The sequence below is a fragment of the Planosporangium thailandense genome (assembly GCF_011947195.1).
Taxonomy (GTDB): Bacteria; Actinomycetota; Actinomycetes; order Mycobacteriales; family Micromonosporaceae; genus Planosporangium; species Planosporangium thailandense.
Genome location: NZ_JAATVY010000008.1, coordinates 57,252 through 74,081 on the forward strand (window position 1 = coordinate 57,252; position 16,830 = coordinate 74,081).

17 protein-coding genes are annotated in these 16,830 nt (G+C 70.2%); 10 read left to right on the forward strand and 7 right to left on the reverse strand.

What is annotated here, in order from left to right:
- Nucleotides 1–6 precede the first annotated feature (6 nt).
- Nucleotides 7–1,470: an NCS2 family permease gene (locus tag HC031_RS13835; protein ID WP_167925693.1), complete on the forward strand. Its 1,464-nt coding sequence runs from the start codon at nucleotides 7–9 to the stop codon at nucleotides 1,468–1,470.
- Nucleotides 1,471–1,578: 108 nt separating this feature from the next.
- The gene (locus tag HC031_RS13840) at nucleotides 1,579–2,517 is read left to right on the forward strand and encodes a PrsW family intramembrane metalloprotease (protein WP_167925694.1); all 939 of its coding nucleotides are present in this window, start codon (nucleotides 1,579–1,581) and stop codon (nucleotides 2,515–2,517) included.
- 55 nt (nucleotides 2,518–2,572) lie between these two features.
- Here HC031_RS13840 and HC031_RS13845 read toward each other — a convergent pair whose 3' ends face one another.
- The 3 genes from HC031_RS13845 to HC031_RS13855 form a co-directional block, all read right to left on the reverse strand.
- Nucleotides 2,573–3,145 carry a winged helix-turn-helix domain-containing protein gene (locus tag HC031_RS13845; protein ID WP_338090646.1) on the reverse strand — a complete coding sequence of 191 codons (573 nt, stop codon included), beginning with the start codon at nucleotides 3,143–3,145 and terminating at the stop codon, nucleotides 2,573–2,575.
- Between the two features lie 70 nt (nucleotides 3,146–3,215).
- On the reverse strand, nucleotides 3,216–3,620 hold the full coding sequence (locus HC031_RS13850; protein ID WP_338090647.1) for a rhodanese-like domain-containing protein: 405 nt from the start codon (nucleotides 3,618–3,620) through the stop codon (nucleotides 3,216–3,218).
- The gene (locus tag HC031_RS13855) at nucleotides 3,617–4,072 is read right to left on the reverse strand and encodes a cysteine dioxygenase (RefSeq protein WP_338090648.1); all 456 of its coding nucleotides are present in this window, start codon (nucleotides 4,070–4,072) and stop codon (nucleotides 3,617–3,619) included. Before HC031_RS13855 ends, HC031_RS13850 begins: the two co-directional genes overlap by 4 nt.
- Before the next feature lie 258 nt (nucleotides 4,073–4,330).
- On the opposite strand from HC031_RS13855, the gene HC031_RS13860 reads away from it, so the two are divergent.
- The 3 genes from HC031_RS13860 to melC2 all read left to right on the forward strand — a co-directional run bounded on the left by HC031_RS13860 (nucleotide 4,331) and on the right by melC2 (nucleotide 7,319).
- Nucleotides 4,331–5,398: an NADH:flavin oxidoreductase/NADH oxidase gene (locus tag HC031_RS13860; RefSeq protein WP_167925697.1), complete on the forward strand. Its 1,068-nt coding sequence runs from the start codon at nucleotides 4,331–4,333 to the stop codon at nucleotides 5,396–5,398.
- Between the two features lie 636 nt (nucleotides 5,399–6,034).
- Nucleotides 6,035–6,451 (forward strand): tyrosinase family oxidase copper chaperone, encoded by a 417-nt coding sequence (locus tag HC031_RS13865; protein WP_167925698.1) that lies wholly within the window; start codon nucleotides 6,035–6,037, stop codon nucleotides 6,449–6,451.
- A 46-nt stretch (nucleotides 6,452–6,497) separates the two neighbouring features.
- Complete coding sequence (gene melC2 / locus HC031_RS13870) at nucleotides 6,498–7,319, forward strand: tyrosinase MelC2 (protein WP_167925699.1); 822 nt, start codon at nucleotides 6,498–6,500, stop codon at nucleotides 7,317–7,319.
- 3 nt (nucleotides 7,320–7,322) lie between these two features.
- Here the strand turns inward: melC2 and HC031_RS13875 are convergent, their stop codons facing one another.
- A complete protein-coding gene (locus HC031_RS13875; protein ID WP_167925700.1) occupies nucleotides 7,323–7,970 on the reverse strand; it encodes a hypothetical protein in 648 nt (215 codons plus the stop codon).
- Nucleotides 7,967–9,415 carry a selenium-binding family protein gene (locus HC031_RS13880; RefSeq protein ID WP_167925701.1) on the reverse strand — a complete coding sequence of 483 codons (1,449 nt, stop codon included), beginning with the start codon at nucleotides 9,413–9,415 and terminating at the stop codon, nucleotides 7,967–7,969. Before HC031_RS13880 ends, HC031_RS13875 begins: the two co-directional genes overlap by 4 nt.
- 208 nt (nucleotides 9,416–9,623) lie before the next feature.
- On the opposite strand from HC031_RS13880, the gene HC031_RS13885 reads away from it, so the two are divergent.
- Nucleotides 9,624–9,989, forward strand: a complete 366-nt coding sequence (locus HC031_RS13885; protein ID WP_167925702.1) for a type II toxin-antitoxin system RelE/ParE family toxin — start codon at nucleotides 9,624–9,626, stop codon at nucleotides 9,987–9,989.
- Nucleotides 9,986–10,303, forward strand: a complete 318-nt coding sequence (locus HC031_RS13890) for a helix-turn-helix domain-containing protein (protein ID WP_167925703.1) — start codon at nucleotides 9,986–9,988, stop codon at nucleotides 10,301–10,303. The genes HC031_RS13885 and HC031_RS13890 overlap by 4 nt, the downstream gene beginning before the upstream one ends.
- Before the next feature lie 40 nt (nucleotides 10,304–10,343).
- Here HC031_RS13890 and HC031_RS13895 read toward each other — a convergent pair whose 3' ends face one another.
- Nucleotides 10,344–11,624, reverse strand: a complete 1,281-nt coding sequence (locus tag HC031_RS13895) for an adenosylmethionine--8-amino-7-oxononanoate transaminase (RefSeq protein WP_338090649.1) — start codon at nucleotides 11,622–11,624, stop codon at nucleotides 10,344–10,346.
- A gap of 135 nt (nucleotides 11,625–11,759) precedes the next feature.
- Between HC031_RS13895 and HC031_RS13900 the strand changes: the two genes are divergently transcribed.
- The 3 genes from HC031_RS13900 to wecB all read left to right on the forward strand — a co-directional run bounded on the left by HC031_RS13900 (nucleotide 11,760) and on the right by wecB (nucleotide 16,252).
- A complete protein-coding gene (locus tag HC031_RS13900; protein ID WP_167925704.1) occupies nucleotides 11,760–13,019 on the forward strand; it encodes an extracellular solute-binding protein in 1,260 nt (419 codons plus the stop codon).
- A 597-nt stretch (nucleotides 13,020–13,616) separates the two neighbouring features.
- Complete coding sequence (locus HC031_RS13905) at nucleotides 13,617–14,972, forward strand: glycosyltransferase family 2 protein (RefSeq protein ID WP_167925705.1); 1,356 nt, start codon at nucleotides 13,617–13,619, stop codon at nucleotides 14,970–14,972.
- Nucleotides 14,973–15,058: 86 nt separating this feature from the next.
- Nucleotides 15,059–16,252: a non-hydrolyzing UDP-N-acetylglucosamine 2-epimerase gene (gene wecB, locus HC031_RS13910; RefSeq protein ID WP_167925706.1), complete on the forward strand. Its 1,194-nt coding sequence runs from the start codon at nucleotides 15,059–15,061 to the stop codon at nucleotides 16,250–16,252.
- 113 nt (nucleotides 16,253–16,365) lie between these two features.
- Here the strand turns inward: wecB and HC031_RS13915 are convergent, their stop codons facing one another.
- Nucleotides 16,366–16,740 (reverse strand): nuclear transport factor 2 family protein, encoded by a 375-nt coding sequence (locus tag HC031_RS13915; protein ID WP_167925707.1) that lies wholly within the window; start codon nucleotides 16,738–16,740, stop codon nucleotides 16,366–16,368.
- Nucleotides 16,741–16,830: the final 90 nt, after the last annotated feature.

Consider the following 16,830-nt stretch of genomic DNA (forward strand, 5'->3'; position numbering starts at 1 on the left):
GGAACGATGCTGCGGGTTTCGCAGCCCGGCCCCTGGCCGGCCAGCCCGCCTCCCAACCGCTTCGACCGGTTCTTCGAGATCAGCGCGCGCGGTTCGACGATCGGGCGGGAGGTGCGGGGCGGCCTCGCCACGTTCTTCACGATGGCGTACATCGTGGTCCTCAACCCGCTGATCCTGGGCTCGGCCGCAGACGCCGGCGGCAGCAGGCTCGCGGTGCGGGCGCTGGCGGCCGCGACCGCGCTCGTGGCAGGGGCCACGACGATCCTCATGGGCGTGCTGGGCCGCTTCCCCCTGGCACTCGCGCCCGGCCTGGGCATCAACGCGATCGTGGCGTACGAGATCGCACCACAGATGACCTGGGCCGACGCGATGGGTCTGGTGGTGATCGAGGGCCTGGTCATCTCGGTTCTCGTGCTCACCGGCCTGCGTACGGCGATCTTCCGGTCGGTGCCCACCCAGTTGAAGACCGCCATCGGCGTCGGCATCGGGCTGTTCCTGGCGCTGATCGGCTTCGTCGACGCCGGGTTCGTCCACGGCCATACCGGCTCGCCTCCGCTGAGCCTCGGCCTCGGCGGCACGCTCGCGAGCTGGCCGGCGCTCGTGTTCGTCGTGGGCCTGCTGCTGACGATGGTGCTGCTGGTCCGCCGGGTCCGGGGCGCGATCCTGCTCGGCATCGCCGGCTCCACCGTTCTCGCGATCATCGTGGAGACGCTGGCCAGACCGGGTCCGCCGGTGGTGAACGGCGTGCCGAACCCGAAGGGCTGGAGCCTCACCGTGCCGACGCTGCCCAGACGGCCGGTCGACGTACCCGACCTCTCGCTGGTCGGCCGCTTCGACGTGCTCGGCGCCTGGCCGCGGGTCGGCTGGCTGGTGGCGCTGATGTTCGCGTTCACCCTGATCCTGACGGACTTCTTCGACACGATGGGCACGATGGTGGCGGTCGCCCAGGAAGGCGGCATGCTCCGCGAGACCGGCGCTCCGCCCAGGGCCGGACAGATCCTCTTCGTGGACGGGGTCGCGGCGGCGGCCGGCGGCGCGGTCAGCGCGTCCAGCGTCACCTCGTTCGTCGAGAGCGCGGCGGGGGTCGCCGAAGGCGCCCGTACCGGGGTCGCCAACCTGGTCACCGGCGGGCTGTTCCTGCTGGCGATGTTCCTCTCGCCGCTGGTGACGATCGTGCCGTTCGAGGCCGCGTCCACCGCCCTCGTCGTGGTCGGCTTCCTGATGATGACGGCGGTCCGGGGCATCGACTGGAGCGACTACGAGATCGCGGTCCCGTCGTTCCTGACGATCGTGCTGATGCCGTTCACCTACTCGATCTCCACCGGCATCGGCGCGGGAGTCATCTCGTACACCGTGTTGAAGCTCGTCGGCGGCAAGGGCCGGCAGGTGCATCCGCTGCTGTACCTGGTGGCGGTCCTGTTCACGCTGTACTTCCTGCGCGGCCCGCTGGAGGCGCTGGTCAGCCGGTGAACGAGTCAGCCGGTGAACGTGTTTCCACCCCGATGTGCCGGGCACCGGGTTGACCCCCGCCCCACCGGGGTAGATCGAGTCGGGTATCGATGACCACGGGAGGCGGGCATGACGACGGTGGGTACTCCCCGGCGGGTCCAGCGCCGAGCGTGGCTGCGGATCTTCACCTCCGGGCTGCTGCTGTGGGTGCTCACCGTGGCGGTGACGTTCGTGACCGGCAACCCCAACCTGGTCCCGACGCTCGTGCTGCTCGGTAGCTTCCTCGTACCGGTCACGTTCGTGGCGTGGGCCTTCGAACGGCGCGACACCGGCGAGATCAACGCTGAACTGATCCTCAACACGTTCATCACCGGTGGGGTGCTCGGTGTCCTGGCCGCTTCCCTGCTGGAGCAGTACCTGCTGCACCCCTCGCCCGGGCTGTTCTTCGGCGTCGGCCTCATCGAGGAAGGCGTCAAGCTGGTCGCGCTGGCCTGGCTGACCCGGCGACTGCACGTCAAGTCGGTGCGCGACGGGATGATCCTCGGGGCCTCGGTCGGCTTCGGGTTCGCCGCCTTCGAGTCGGCCGGTTACGCGTTCACCGCGCTGTTCACCGAGCACGGCCTGTCGCTGATGCAGCTGGTCGAGACGGAGCTGCTGCGCGGGCTGCTCTCGCCGGTCGGACACGGTCTGTGGACGGCGATCCTGGGTGGTGTGCTGTTCTCCCCCAGCACCCGGGAGCACTTCCTGCTGTCGGGCCGCCTCTTCGTGGCGTACCTCGGAGTGTCGCTCCTGCACGCCCTGTGGGACTCGATGCACCAGATCGCGATGATCCTCACCCTGCTGTGGACGGGGACGGCGTGGCAGTACAACCTGCTGGCGCGCGGCTACCTCCCGCAGCCGACCGAGACCCAGGTCCGGCTGATGACCTTCCTCGACTGGGCCGGGCTGATCGTGGTGGCGGTCGTCGGCGTCGGCTGGCTGCTGTTCGAGTGGTACCGGGCGCCGAGGTCACGTCCGCCGACCGCGGCGTGGCGGATCAGCACCGGCAACTGGGCCACGCCGACGTAGCCAACTCATGATCCTGAAGGATCTGGGGGCCCATAGCCCCCCGAAGTCTCCAGGATCATGAGAGTTCCCGTGCTGGGCCACGGATCACGGCGACCCGCGCGGCGCGGTCCAGCCGGTAGCCGATTCCCCGGACGGTGCTGATGACCGGGCCCCGGCCGCCGAGCTTGACCCGCAGGCGGCGGACGTGGACGTCGACGGTACGACCACCGCTTGCCACCGCGTACCCCCAGACCTGCCGGAGCAGTTGCCCGCGGGTGAGCACGCGACCGGCGTTGTCCGCGAGGTAGCACAGCAGGTCGTACTCGAGCCTGGTCAGGTGCAGGAGCCGCCCGTCGAGGAGCGCGACCCGGCGGTCGGCGAACAGTACGAGCTGCGGCACCGGACCGGGCAGGATCGCGGGTGCCAGGTCAAAGACCTCCGAGTCCGGTACGTCGACGACCGGTACGTCGACGACCGGTTCGTCGACGACCGCGACGGTGGTGGACACGCGCGGGGCGTCCGCGCCGTCCAGGGCGAGTGCGTGCAGCCGGTCGGCGAGCGCGAACGCCTGCTCGGCCGCCGGGGTGTCGCGCGCGACCGTGATCTGGACGCTGACGACGAGCGTGGAGGGTTCCACAGCGATGGTCACGGGTCTCCTCGGGTTCGGTCGTGGGAACGTGGAGGCGTCGGGTGGGCGGAGTGCCGACGACATCGCCGGGTCATGCGTTCTGCTCCACTGCTGGCTCGACGGGCAGGCCGGCCGCGCGCCAGGCGCTGATCCCGCCGATGAGGTCGGTGGCCCGGAACAGGCCCAGGTCCTGCAGCGCGGCCGCGGCCAGCGACGAGGTGTAGCCCTCCTCGCAGTACACGATCACGGGCAGGTCGTAGCGGTCGGCGATCGGCAGCCGGGCGTCGCTTGCCGGGTCGAAGCGCCATTCGAGCACGTTGCGCTCGACCACGAGCGCGTGCGGGATCTGGCCGCCGGCGACGCGCTGCGCGACCGGCCGGATGTCGACGAGGACGGCGCCGTCACGCTGCGCGAGGTACGCAGCCTGCGGGCTCAGCCGGTCCAGGCGGGCCCGGGCAGCGGCGAGAATCTGGTCGATCGTGCGCCGGCCGGTCACCAGTCGACCCCGGCCTTCTCGACGACCGCGACCCGCAACACCCCGCCGTCGAGGCGGTACCTGGTCATCTCACCGAGCGCCGGGGCGTAGACGTGCAGGCTGACGGCCGGCTCGGTGCCGGTGTTGACGATCCGGTGCACGTGCCGCGAGCCGAAGGCGCGCGTCGCGCCGCGGTGCAGGGTGGCCTCCCGGGGTACGACCGGCCCGGGCTCCCCCGGGCGAACCACCTGCTCGGTGAGCGCTCCGCGGACGACGTGGAACGCGCCAGCCGAGCCGCCGTGATCGTGCAGGTCGGTGGATTGGCCGGGGAGCCAGGTCAGCAGCCAGACCTCATGGGTCGGGTCGCTGCCGAGCCGGGCGTACCAGCGGGACTCGGCGTCGAACTGCGGCGCGAGAGGCCAGCGCGCCGGGTCCTGGGCGTAGCGGCGGGCCAGGGCTGCGAGGCTTTTCACTGAGTGAATGTCGCGGCCACGGGTAAAAGTGACGGGCATGGTTGCTCTCTCGTGGGAAGAGGTCGGCCTGGATGGGTACGCGAAACTGCCGATGACGTCCGGACGCGCCGGACGGCGGGGACTAGCGACAGCGCGTGAGGCCACCGGCGGCGCGGTGCCAGCCGGGCGAGGCGTGAGAAGCTCGCATGCCCGACACGATACCCCACTTTCCCTATGAGTTAGATAGGGATTACCTCACCACCTGAACGGATTGACTGGATGAGCCTGCTGTTCGAACCGCTCACACTGCGAGCGGTCACGCTGCCGAACCGCGTCGGCATGTCACCGATGTGCCAGTACAGCGCGGGCGACGACGGTCTACCCACGCCGTGGCACGCCACACACCTCGGCTCCCGGGCCGTCGGCGGCGCCGGCCTGATCGTGACCGAAGCCACGGCGGTGACCACCGAGGGCCGCATCTCGCCGCAGGACACCGGGATCTGGTCGGGGCGGCACGTGGACGCCTGGCGGCCGATCGCCGCGTTCCTCAGCGCCCAGGGCGCCGTACCGGCCATGCAGCTCGCGCACGCCGGCTTCAAGGCCTCGACCTACTCGCCGTTCGCGCTCGAGCGCGGCGGCGTACCCGACGCGGAAGGCGGCTGGGAGCCGGTCGGGCCCACGCCGACTCCGTTCACGCTCACGTACCGCATCCCCCGCGCCCTGGACGCCGCCGGCATCGCCGAGGTGATCGAGGCGTTCGCGGCCGGGGCCCAGCGGGCCCTCGACGCCGGCTTTCGCGCCGTCGAGGTCCATGCCGCGCACGGCTACCTGCTGCACGAGTTCCTGTCGCCGCTGTCCAACGACCGGACCGACGAGTACGGCGGCAGCCTCGCCAACCGGATGCGGTTGACGGTCGAGGTGACCGAGGCGGTACGGGCAGTAGTCGGCCCGGACGTGCCGGTGCTGGTCCGGATCTCGGCCACCGACTGGGTCGACGGAGGATGGACCGTCGAGGACAGCGTGGTACTGGCCCGCGAGCTGAAGGCGGCCGGGGCCGATCTGATCGACTGCTCCACCGGCGGTGTGGTGCCGCAGGCCAGCATCCCGGTTGGGCCGGGTTACCAGGTGCCGTTCGCGTCGCGGGTACGGGCGGGAGCGGACGTCCCCACCGCCGCCGTCGGGATCATCACCGAGCCCGAGCAGGCCGAGGAGATCCTCGCCGAGGGCCACGCCGACCTGGTGCTGCTCGGCCGCGAGCTGCTGCGCGACCCGTACTGGCCGCGCCGTGCCGCCATGAAGCTGGGCGCGGAGCCGGGGTGGCCGCAGCAGTACCGTCGGGCGTTCTGAAGCCGCCTATCCTGATCGGCGTGCTGTTCAAAGCGCTGTGCATCCTGTCGGTGATCTTCGTGGGCGTGGGGATGATCGGCATCGCGATCCGCCGCCGGCGCGGTCTGTAGACCCACCGGCGGCGGATCGCCACGTCGTCACCGCCGCCACGCCGCCGCGTCGTCACCGTTGCCACGCCGTCACCGTCACTGTCGCCGCGTCGTCACCCTTGCCACGCCGCCGCAGCGCCGGGCCGCATACCCCGGCCAGCACTGGCACTTCTGCGCATGAGGTGCGCCACTCTCACCGCGATCGACTCCCCTTGCGCGAACCCGCAGGATCGCCGCACTGATTGTCGTCTATCGATCTTTAACGGCGACTGAGCAGCCCCGACAGATCGCGCTCCACGACCGCTGACGCGGCAAGGGTTCCGGCCTTCACCGCTGGGCCACGGTGCGCCGAAATGAGGCCGACATCAACGGTTGCCGATAGCGATGACCATTGATACCTTCGCCCAGACGTCGGCGGACCTTTGATTGTTCGGCCCATTAAGGCTTTTTCCTATCAACCGTCGGCGCCGAGCACAGGTCGGTTATCCGACCGTGGCCATCGCAGCGCGATGAACCCACCCCCGACGATCCACGAAAGGAACGCACCGTGGCGGACATCAGGCGCCGGGATCTGTTGAAACTGGCGGCGACCGGCGTGGTCGCCGTGACCGGAGTCGCCGGTGGCACCCAACTGGTCACCGCGACCCGCTCCCAGGCCGCACCGCAGGACCACAACCACTCCACCGCTGACGAAACCTTCGAGGAGGTCTACCGGGGACGGCGGATCGAATGCGGTGTCAGTGGCGCCAGCCACCACCACGACCGACGCACGGCGCTCGGCGTACCGCTGGCCGCCGCCCCGTTCGTCCGCATCGACGAAGCCGAACTGCACGTCATGGTGAACGCGGACGGCTCCTACACCAGCGTCGTCAACCACTACAAGTCCTTCCGGACCCTGACCGACGTGGCCCGCGCCGCCGTCGACGACCTGAACGGCGCCCAACTTCTCCCGATCCGCGCCTGAGGCCCCGTCTCCCACTCACTCCCCACATCGGAGGGACACCCACAGCATGGGCACCCGCAAGAACCAGCGCGACCTGACCGCAGCCGAGAAGCGCGACTTCGTCAACGCGATCCTCGAACTCAAACGCAACGGTCACTACGACCGGTTCGTGCAGACCCACAATCACTTCATCACCAGCGACACCGACGACAGCGTCCGCGTCGGCCACCGCTCACCGTCGTTCCTGCCGTGGCACCGGCGGTTCCTGCTGGAGTTCGAGCAGGCGCTGCAGGCGGTCAACCCGGCGGTGACCCTGCCGTACTGGGACTGGACCGTCGACCGTAGCGCCACGTCGTCGGTGTGGGCGCCGGACTTCATGGGCGGCGACGGCCGCGCCGGTGACGGGCAGGTCACCACGGGGCCGTTCGCCTACGGCTCCGGCAACTGGACGCTGACCGTACGGGCGGACAGCCGCCCCTACCTGCGTCGTCAGCTCGGCGGGAGCGGTGACGTGCTGCCCACCGCCGCCGACGTCAGGAGCGTACTGGCGATCGCGACCTATGACGCGGCGCCGTGGAACAGCCGCGCCGCGACCGGCTTCCGCAACAGCGTGGAGGGCTGGCGCGGCCCGAATCTGCACAACCGGGTGCACGTCTGGGTCGGCGGCAACATGCAGACCGGAATGTCACCCAACGACCCGGTCTTCTGGCTGCACCACTGTTACATCGACAAGCTGTGGTCGGACTGGCAGCGCGCCCACCCCGGTTCGGGGTACCTGCCCGTCGGCGGCACCCCCGACGTGGTGGACCTCCACGACGCTATGGCGCCCTGGAACAACGTCACCCCGGCGGACGTCCTGTCGCACACGGCCTGGTACTCGTACGCCTGACCGTCATGACGAGACCGCGACCGCGACCGTGGCCACGCCGGCGCCGACCAGGGCGTACGCCCAGAGCCGGTCGAGGTTGATCCAGGCCGAGCGCAGGATGCTCAGCCCGACCACCTCGTACACGACCGTCGCGATCACGCCGGCCACCGCCACCATCGCGACGGTGTGGACCGCCGTGGCGGCAAGCCCGGTCCACAGCGAGGCGCCCGCCGCCGCCAGGTGATCGTGCATGCCGGCCATTCCGGCCGGGGCGGGGCCGGCGACGAGCACCGGCAGCAGCATCAGTCCGGCGCCGTGGATCGACGACATCAGGAACGACCACGAGATCAGCTGTACCGGTGACAGCCGCATGCCGGCCCACCGGAAATGGCGTTTCGACAGCGCCCGCCACAGGCCGAATCCGACCAGGACGACGCCGCCGCCGATCGCGACGAACCGGGTCGCCAGCACGGACTGGAAGACGCCGACCAGGCCGGCCACGACCAGTACCGACGCCGCGTGCCCCGCCGCGATCGGCGGCAGGGCGCGCAGCAGGGCTGTCCGGCTGCGCTCCTGCAGGCCGATCGCGACCGCGAACAGCCAGCCCATGCCGGGATTGAGCCCGTGGAAGGCGCCGAGCCCGGCAAGGGCCAGCCACTGCCAACCGGTCACGGGTAGCAGTACGAGTCGGAGGAGGCGTCGCCACCCTGCAGCCGTACCTGGTGCACCCGCCGGCCCCGGAAGTCGTCGCCGTTGGGGAAGAAGCGCTCGTCGAGGCTCATGCCGCCGTTCGGGTCGGCGTCGAGCTTGATCGCCCAGGCGCCGACGCCCTCCGGGTAAAACTGGTCGTCCCAGGAGCCGTAGAGCGAGTTGGTGACGTAGACCCGCCGCCCGTCCCGGCTGAGCTCGACCATCTGCGGGCCGCCCCGCAGCGGCTGGTCGGGCGCGGCCGGGTGCGGAACCCGGCCGACGATGCCACCGATGCGCACCGAGCCGGTCTTCACCGGCTTGAACGGGTCGCTCACGTCGTACTGGAGCAGCTCACCGGTCCCCCAGCACGACACGTACAGCGTCTTGTCGTCGACCGTCAGGTCGATGTCGGTGACCAGCGGCGGGACCGCGCCGAACGGCTGCAGGATCGGCGGCAGCAGCGCCGGGTCGGCCGGCTCGGCCGGGATGTCGATCACCTTGGTGGCGGCCCACTGCCCGACCGTTCCGGCCCGCGAGGCTGCGCCGTGCGACCCGGAACGGTCGCCCTCGCGGTGCCAGAGCCAGATCGACGCGGACAGGTCCTCGACGCTGACGACCACGCTGGCGAACCCGTACTCCTTGGTCGGGTCGTGCGCCGGCCGCAGCTCCAGGGCCATCTGGTACTGGTCGCCGAGGTCGACGGTCTGCTGGTGGCGGCGCTTGCGCAGGTCGAAGAAGTGCAGGGCGTGCCCGTACTTGCGCCCGAGCAGCAGCTCGCCGACGAGGCCGTCCTCGACCATCGAGGGGGTGCCCCACTCGCTGGTGATCAGCGTGTCGTGGCCGAGGTGCCACCAGAAGTCGTACGCCAGGTACTGCGGCCCCCGGTCCAGCTCCCACCGGCCGAGCACCTCGAACGTGTTGTGGTCGAGCAGCGCGATCCCGCCCGGCCCGTCGTTGCCGTCCGCCCCGCCGAGCGCCGAGACGTAGATGCCTTCCGGCCCGCAGTGGATGGTGTGCGGGCGGGAGTAGCCCGCCTGCTTGGCCAGCTCCTCGGGCTCGAGGACCTTCACGATCTCCGGCTGCCGCGGGTCGGACTTGGTGTCGATCACGTAGAGGCGCGACGAGCGCAGGCCGGGCACGATCAGGTACCGCCGCTCGACGTGCGGATGGGGCGCGTACGGGCACAGCGCGCTGCTGCAGGCGTTCCAGCCGAAGTGGTGCAGTTCGTCGCCGACGTAGGGCATGTCCGTCCAGCCGACGACCTGCCCGTACCGGCCGGAGTCGGGGTCGACGTCGAGGACCGCGATCGCGTCCGGCTGCTGCGCCGACCGGTCGAAGGCCGCGAGGTAGGCCAGCTTCTCCGGCGGAGCGCTCACCGCCTGCCGCGGCGACGGGTAGAAACTCGGGTCAGGCTTCCACAGCGCCATTGGGCCTCCTTGGCCGCAAGTGAAGCCGGTTGGGACGGTGCTACCACTGACCCTACGGCCTTTCGAGGAATCGCGAAGAACAATAACCTATCAAGCTAATAGGTTAAGTCGTCAAGATCCTTTACCCAGTCAATAGTCCGACGCCGCCCGATCAGCGCCCCCCGGTCCGTGCCGACACTTCTGGTTTACCATTCGCTATACTCGACCCGTGGCGACCGAGGAATGGGAGATCTACCTCGTCAGCGAGGTACGCGATTGGATCGACAGCCTCGACCCGGCCACCCATGCCCGCGTCGTGCAAGCGATCGACCTGCTCGCCGAAGCCGGGCCGGGGCTCGGCCGACCACTGGTCGACACGATTCATGGATCGTCGATCGCCAACCTGAAGGAGTTACGCCCCGGCACCGTGCGCATCCTGTTCGCCTTCGACCCGTGGCGCGCCAGCATCCTGCTGGTCGCCGGGGACAAGGCCGGACGGTGGAACCAGTGGTACGTCGAAGCCATCCCCCTGGCCGAGCAACGCTACGAGACCTATTTGAAGGAACGCGCCGAGGAGGAAGGCCAGCAGCCATGAGCAGTTACGTTCGATGGAACGACATCCGCGCCGAACAGGTCGAGCGCGCTGGCGGCGAAAAGGCCGTCGACGCTGGCAAGCAGGAGTTGCTCGCCAGCGTGGTCGGGCACCGCCTGGCCGAGGTGCGCCGCGCCCGAGGTCTGACCCAGCAGCAGGTAGCCGAGCACATGGGCGTCACTAAGGGCCGCGTATCCCAGATCGAGCAAGGCAAGATCTCCGGCCAGGACGTGGTCGCCCGCTACGCCGCCGCGCTCGGCGGAAGGCTGCACCAGGCGATCTACTTCGACGACGGCAACATAGCCGCCATCGCATAGGCAGCAACCGTGACGGCAACGCAGGTCGACTTCTACAGCGTCAGCCGGCGGTCGCGGCGGCCACCATCCCTTCGGCGATCCGCTCGACGTCGGCGTCCTCGGTCACGTACGGCGGCATCGTGTACACCAGGTCCCGGAACGGCCGCAGCCACACCCCTTGCGCGCCGGCGGCCCGGGTCGCGGCGGCGATGTCGACCTCGTGGTCGAGCTGAATGACCCCGATCGCGCCGAGCACGCGTACGTCCGCCACGCCGGGCGCCCCGACGGCGGGCGCGAGCGCCGACCGCAGGACGGCTTCGATGCGTTTGACATCGGTCCGCCAGGCACCGCCGTCGAGCAGGTCCAGCGAAGCGTTCGCCACCGCGCACGCGAGCGGATTGCCCATGAAGGTCGGCCCGTGCGCCAGCACCGGAACGCTCCCCCGCGAGATGCCGTCGGCCACCTCGGTCGTGCACAGGGTCGCGGCGAACGACAGGTACCCGCCGGACAGCGCCTTGCCCACGCACATCACGTCGGGGCTGACGCCGGCGTGGTCGGCGGCGAAGTAGGCGCCGGTACGGCCGAAGCCGGTGGCGATCTCGTCGAAGATGAGCAGCACGCCGGCGGCGGTCGTCGCCTCGCGCAGCACCCGCAGGTACTCCGGCGAGTGGAACCGCATCCCCCCGGCGCCCTGCACCACCGGCTCGACGATGACGGCCGCCAGCTCGTCGGCGTGCGCCTCGATGAGCGCGACCAGGTGCCGGGCGTACGCGGCTTCGAACTCCACCGGCGGCTCCTCGGCGAAGACCTGGCGGGGCAGGACGCCCGTCCAGAGGTGGTGCATGCCGCCGTCGGGGTCGCACACCGACATCGGGTGGAACGTGTCGCCGTGGTATCCGCCCCGCCAGGTCAGCAGCCGCTGCTTGCGCGGCTGGCCGACCGAGCGCCAGTACTGCAGGCACATCTTCGCGGCGACCTCGACGGCGACCGAGCCGGAGTCGGAGAAGAAGACGTGTTCGAGGCCGGCCGGGCTCAGCTCGACCAGCCGGGTGGCGAGCCGTACGGCCGGCTCGTGGGTGAGGCCGCCGAACATGACGTGGCTCATGCGGCCGAGCTGATCGCGGACGGCGGCGTCGAGCACCGGGTGGGCGTACCCGTGAATGGCCGCCCACCACGAGGACATGCCGTCGATCAGCTCCCGGTGACCCTCGAACGGCTCGGCGAGGCGCAGCCGGACGCCGGCGGCCGACTCGACGACGAGCGGGGCCGACGTTCCGGGCACGGATGAGTACGGATGCCACACGTGGGCGCGGTCGAGGGCGAGCAGTTCGGTCGGGCGCACGGCGGGAAGCCTACTGGCCCGGCGGGTCCGGTCCGATCGGATGGCCGCCACCGGTCCTGTTTGTCACAGGCGGGGTTGACGCGAGCAGAGGGGCCCGGATTGACTCGGTCCATAACCGGTTGGGGAGCGACGACGATGACCAGACCTCTGCCCCGCCGCCCCGCCCGGCGCGGGCGCGCCCGCGCGGTCACCGCCGCGCTGTCCGTCGCCCTGGCCGCGAGCGCGCTCACGGCTACCGGATGCACCTGGTCGGAGCCGGCGAAGAAGGCCCGCCCGGCGCCGACCACCGGCGCGGCCGTTCCCGACAAGCCGTCGAAGCCGCAGACGTTGAAGGTTCTCGACCTCGCCGGCGATCTCCAGCTGACACAGGGGATCCTCGACAACTTCCAGAAAGAACACCCGGAGGTCGTCACCAGAATCGTCACCGCGCAGGGAAGCCCGCTGCAGGCGCCGGCGGAGATCAAGGCGGCACAGGCGGCGGGACGGCTCGACGTCGATCTCGTGCTCACCGACTCCGATGGCCTCGCCACCGGCCTGGCGCAGGGGACGTGGCTGAAGCTCACCCCCGCGTACGACGCCAGACTGCCCGCGCTGAGCACCATCCACACCCCGGACGCGGCGATGATGCAGCAGTTGGCGCAGGGGTACGGCGTCACCCTCGCCGAGAGCCCGGTCGGGCCGCTCATCATGTACAACCCGAAGACGGTGCCCACCCCACCCACGACGGCCGACGAGCTTCTCGCGTACGCCAAGCAGCACCCGGGGAAGGTGGAGTACGCCCAGCCGCGCAACTCCTGGCCGGCGCGGGCGTTGCTGATGGGCCTGCCGTACATCCTCGGCGACCGCAGCCCGACCCAGCCCGAGACCTGGACCAGGACCTGGGAGTACCTGGCGGAGATGGCGCCGTACAACCCGCCGTACCCGGTCAGCACGGGGCAGACGATGACCGATCTCGCGAGCGGCACGGTCGACATCATCGCCACCACGACGGGCTGGGACATCAACTCCCGGGCGCTGGGCACCGTACCGGCCGAAATGAAGGTCTCCACCCTCCAGGGCTTCCATTGGGTGATGGACGCCCACTACGCGGTGGTCCCCGTCGGCGTCGACCGGGACAAGCTGGCGGCCGTCCTCAGCCTGATCCGGTACGCGCTGCAGCCGAATCAGCAGGCGGTGATTTTCGACAAGGGGTACTTCTACCCCGGCCCCGCGGTCAAGGGCGCGACCATCGACCTGGCGCCGGCCGACAGCCAGGATGTCATCAGGCAGTTCGGCCGGCCCGAGTACGACAGCCTCATCAGCGACGCGCCGAAGGCGACACCGGTGCCCGTCGACGTCCGGCTGAAAGCCTTCGAGCTGTGGGATCGCAACGTCGGTTCGGTCGCCAGGAGATGACCTTACTTAGCAATGCGCCGTGACAGACGGTAATCACCCGTTATGTCCGACCCAGAGGCGGCGAAACCCGATCGGCTGCCCGTCCACAGTGGGACCTCTCGGCATCAACGCGGAGAGTAAGGGTGGTGCGGTCATTCGCAAGCCGACTTGAGCAGGGACGATACCGCATACCGTTCGACGATGATTACTAATCGTGATCAGCAATCGATGAACATGATGGGCCGTTGTCCCCTGGTCGGACAGATTCCTGCGCTGCGGCCTTCTGGCCCTTGTAACGGTCAGTGACGACCCATAGCGTTCGGAACGCGACAAGGCGCCAGCGGCAACTGGCGCCTCATCGCTTCGCGAATCAGCCATATGTCAGGCAGGGGAGGCCGACATGTCACAACCGAAGGTGCTCGGGCCGATCGCTGTATCGGGAGGATCAGCAGCGATGCTCCCGGTAACCGGCAACAATGCGGCCCTCGTGGCGCTGATCGGGTTCTTTCTGGTAGCAACCGGGTTGCTACTGGTTCGATCCGGTCGTGTCCGCCCGGCTCGCGCTCGCGGCGACGTCCGCTAGCAACGGCGTCCGAACGCGAGAGAACCAACCCGACGATGACCCTGCTCCTCATCGGCGTTGCGCTGCTGGTGGCCTGGCCGTTGTACAACGTCGCGCTGGTGTTCTACACCGCCCGCGACAGCGTGTACGCGGCACGGCACAGACGCCGCGCTGCCAGACGTGGTGACACCGGGCTCGGCGCCACCGCGCCCGGTGACACCCGACGCGGCGACCTCGGACCATCTGCCGGGCACGAGCCCGGCGTCTTCTGGATCGTGGTGCCCTGCCTCAATGAGGAGCGGGTCATCGGACGGACCGCCCGCAACGCGCTCGCGCTGCGCGGACCGGCCGGCACCCGTACCCGGGTCCTGGTCGTCGACGACGGCTCCGACGACGGTACGCCGGACGTCATCGCCGCCATCGAAGACCCGAACCTCCGGGTGCTCCGCCGCACCCTCCCCAACGCGCGGAAAGGCAAGGGCGAAGCGCTCAACGCCGCCTACCGCTACATCCGGCAACAGACCGCCGACGACGGCGACGATCCGGCGCGCGTCGCGGTCGGCGTCATCGACGGCGACGGTCGCGGCAGCGCCAACATGCTGGTGAACGTCTCGGACGCGATGCGCGATCCCGAGGTCGGCGCCGTCCAGTGCCGCGTGCGCATCCACAATCGCGACCGGATCCTCGCCGCGGTGCAGGACATGGAGTTCGCCTGCATCGCCAACGCCAGCCAGCTCATGCGCAACTCCCTCGGTACGGTCGGGCTCGGCGGCAACGGACAGTTCACCCGGCTGTCGGCGCTGGCCCTGCTCGGCGACGCCCCCTGGTCGTCGTGCCTGGTGGAGGATCTGGAGCTGGGCCTGCGGCTGCACCTGGCCGGCGTACGGATCCGCTACACCGCCCAGGCCGCCGTCACCCAACAGGGGCTGGTGGACGTCCGCCGGCTGCTGCGCCAGCGCACCCGCTGGGCACAGGGCAACCTCCAGTGCATCCGCTACGTGCCCAAGCTGTACCGGGCCGCGCACATCTCGAACGCGGCAATGGTCGAGATGCTGTACTACCTGCTCGCACCGTGGCTCAACGCGGTCGGCACGGTCGTCATGACCGCGGTGACCGGATATTCGCTGTGGCATCTCGCCGACGGCCCGACCATCCACTCCCGACTCCAGCTGCTCGCGACGGTGGCGGTGTGGCTCGCCGCGATGGTGGCTCCGTTCCTCACCTGGGGCGTGCTGCACCGGCTGCAACTGCGCGACGAGAAGCTGCGCCGCTGCCTCCTGGCCGGCCTGTGCTACCCGGCGTTCCTCCTGCTCGGTCTGGTCAGCACGTACCGGGCGATCGGCCGCCAGCTCACCCGCCGCAACGCCTGGGCCAAGACCGAACGGCTGGCCGAAGCGACAAACCCGACGTGAGAGCACTCACCAACAGAAGCGACAACGGCACGGACGCCGGTCTCAACCCCTCGCACGGATGCGGTACCCAGGAAGACAGGCACCCGATGTCCCTCCCGGAAGTCCACCTCATCGCCGGCACCCGCCCCGAAGCCATCAAGCTCGCGCCGGTGGCCGCCGCCATGCGGGCGGCGGGCCGGGTCACCCCGGTCCTCGTGGCCAGCGGCCAGCACCCGACGATGGTCACCCAGGCGCTCGAGGCCTTCGCCCTGGAGCCGGACGTGACCCTGCGGGTCGAGCGGGTCACCGGTTCCCAGCCCGAGCTGATGACCGAGATGATCAAGCAGCTCGACGCGCTGTTCGCCGAGCGCCAGCCGGCGGCCGTCGTGGTGCAGGGCGACACCACGACCACCCTGGCCGGCGCCATGGCCGCGTTCTGGCGCCACATCCCCGTGGTGCACCTGGAGGCGGGGCTGCGCTCCGGCGACCTGGAGTCGCCGTTCCCCGAAGAGGCCAACCGGCGGCTGGTCGGCCAACTGGCCAGCCTCCACCTCGCCCCCACGTCGCTCGCGGCCACCAACCTGCTCAACGAGTCGGTGCCGGCCTCGCAGGTTTTCATCGCCGGCAACACCGTCGTCGACGCGACCCTCGCGGTGGCCGCCCGCCAGCTTCCGTTCGACGACCTCCGCCTGGAGCGCGCGGTCGCCGGTGGCAGCCGGCTGGTGCTGGTCACCGCGCACCGCCGGGAGTCCTGGGGCGCCCCGCTCGACCGCATCCTCGGTGCGGTACGGGCGCTGGTGCGCCGCTACCCCGACATCCAGGTCGTCCTGCCCAGCCACCCCAACCCCGCGGTCCGCGCCCAGGTGGACGCCGGGCTCGCCGGGGTGGAGCGGGTGATCGTCACCGATCCCCTGCCCTACCCGGCGCTGTCGCGGCTGCTGTCGCACGCGTACCTGGTGCTGACCGACTCGGGCGGCATCCAGGAGGAGGCGCCGTCGTTCGGCGTACCCGCGCTCGTGCTGCGCGAGGTCACCGAACGGGTGGAGTCGCTGCACGCCGGCTGCGCCAAGCTGGTCGGCACCGACGCTGACCTGATCGTCGACGAGGCCTCCCGGCTGCTCGACGACAAGGCTCTGCGCGACTCGATGACCGCGTCGGGCAACCCCTACGGCGACGGGCTCGCGTCCGTGCGCACCGAGCAGGCCGTCGCCGTCCTGCTCGGCCTCGACACCACGCTGCCCGTGCCGATGCCTCCGCTCGAGGTGGTCGTCAACGCCGTCGCAGCGGGAGTAAGGGCTTGATGCGCAGTTCGGTACCGACCGCGATGGTCAACGGCTGAGTCGTCGGCACGGGGGCAGAAGGGGCGCCGGTCTTCCGGCGCCCCTTCTGGCGTCCGGCGACGGTTTGGTGACGGTTATCCAGACAACCCGGGTAGCACCCGCTTCAGGGCCGCAACGTCGTAGACGCGTCGGATCCGCTCGATCAAGCCGTCGTCGGCGCGGATATCCAGAAAGTCGATCACACGGATCGGATCGGCGCGGTTGCCGACCCGGCAGTCGCACATCAGGACGGCCCGGCCGGCGGCGTACGTCTCCGTGACGAGGCTGACCCCGTCCAGGTGGTCGGCGAACCGGCCGAGCGCCGCCACCAGCCGCTCCGGCGAACCGAGATCGCTCTCGCCGTCGAGGTTGGACTCGGCGCGCATGTCGTCGGCGAGCAGGCGGCGGACACCATCGCGGTCACCGCCGGTCCAGGCATCCACGTACCTGCGGGCGGTCTCACGGGTCAATGACTCAGCGCTAATGGGGACAAAGTACCACTGGCGGCGGCAAGATCCACGAAAAGAGTCCTCAGGTCCGCACGCCGGACGCCGACGTCA